The sequence below is a fragment of the Photorhabdus cinerea genome (assembly GCF_011189575.1).
In the GTDB taxonomy this organism is placed as follows: Bacteria; Pseudomonadota; Gammaproteobacteria; order Enterobacterales; family Enterobacteriaceae; genus Photorhabdus; species Photorhabdus cinerea.
Window position 1 is genome coordinate 1 of record NZ_PUJW01000094.1, and the last position, 1,436, is coordinate 1,436.

The window sequence follows — 1,436 nt, forward strand, 5'->3', positions numbered from 1 at the left end:
TTATATGAACGCATCCCGTTTGCAAGGCTTCCATTGTTCTGACATTGACTGGTAGGTTGCAGCTTTATATCCGGCTTTATTGCAGCCTGACAGCTGCGAGCCCCTATGTCATTCGCCGACTCACGCCTTATTTCCTTAGCGAGCTTTAAGCTCAAGGCCATATTCAGGTTTAGCGAGTCCCGGTCTTACCTGTCTTTGTCATCACGCTGGCCGCCAGAGCAACCTTTCAGCATTCACCCTTTTTAAGAGTTAATGTTTATCGGTATCAGCGATTAATACGGTCTGATACTGACATGATTCTTATCATATTTACGGTCATGGGCTGCTATCGCCCACACTGTCCGCGCCAGCTTGTTCGCCAGCGCCACGACAGCTACACTGGTCGGGCGTCGTTTCTTCAGCTCTGTAATCCATGGACCCGGTTCCTTCACCAGTAACGCAGCCGCCCTTGCTCCGTGGATAAATAATGTCCGGAGGTAGGTATCGCCACGTTTGCTTATCCCCAGCAGGCGAACTTTTCCTCCTGAACCGGTCTGTTTCGGCACCAGGCCAACATACGCCGCGAACTCCCGCCCTGATTTGAACGCTGAGGCTTCACCCATGGTCGCAACGGCTGCCGTGGCGATGAGCGGTCCCACGCCGGGGATTTCCATCAGCCGCTTACAGGTTTCATTCTGGGGCGCCACACTGTTAAGCTGTTTTTCAAGGCCATTTATCAGTGAATCCAGCTCACTCAACCTGTTGTACTGGTCTTCCAGCACAGTGATGAGATACGGCGGCAGTTTCGTCTTCATCCGCTCCAGGGCTGCCGGTAACTCCCTGTCCATCGCTGCCCGGCCTTTGTGGATGGTTTCACCAAATTCCAGCAGTGTCCCGTGCAGGGCGTTAATCTGTGCTGTCCGGAACTTCACCAGTTGTCTGCGCGAACGGGGCAGAACTAGCACCGACTGCTGCTCTTCGGTTTTTACTGCTATCGCCTTACCGGGTTGCTGTACTGCCATCCAGATAGCACGGGCATCCATCACGTCGTTCTTGTTACCCATGACGAACGCCTTTACAAACCGCCCCTGCATCAGCCGGACTTTATGGCCCAGCTTTTCCAGTTCGCGCGCCCAGTACTGAGAGCCTCCGCAGGCTTCCATACCAATCAGGCAGGGCTCCCGGTTACTGAAGAACGCAAGAAAATCCTTGCTGCGAAGCTGCTTATCCACCACTTCACCTGTGTACTCATTGATGAAGTGAACCTGAATCAGATGTTTTGCGATATCAACGCCAATCGGTGTATATTTCATTTTGTGGAGTCTCCAGTCTGAGGGAGCACTAGGCATCCCGTATTGGGCACTATGATGCCGGAAATCTGTGAGGCTCCACATCTCACTGTTCATCTTTTGTGCACCCAGTCAATGTTAGGTGGGATGCGTTCATGACATTTCCTT

Annotated in this window: 1 protein-coding gene; it reads right to left on the reverse strand. The window is 52.6% G+C overall.

Annotated elements, in window-relative coordinates:
- Positions 1-272: 272 nt before the first annotated feature.
- Positions 273-1,292: an IS110 family RNA-guided transposase gene (locus C5469_RS22665; RefSeq protein WP_166310942.1), complete on the reverse strand. Its 1,020-nt coding sequence runs from the start codon at positions 1,290-1,292 to the stop codon at positions 273-275.
- Between the last annotated feature and the right edge of the window lie 144 nt (positions 1,293-1,436).

What these genes read in the sequence shown, in the direction of transcription:
- C5469_RS22665 (WP_166310942.1), bottom strand. Translation starts at nt 1,292, where the DNA reads ATGAAATATACACCGATTGGCGTTGATATCGCAAAACATCTGATTCAG.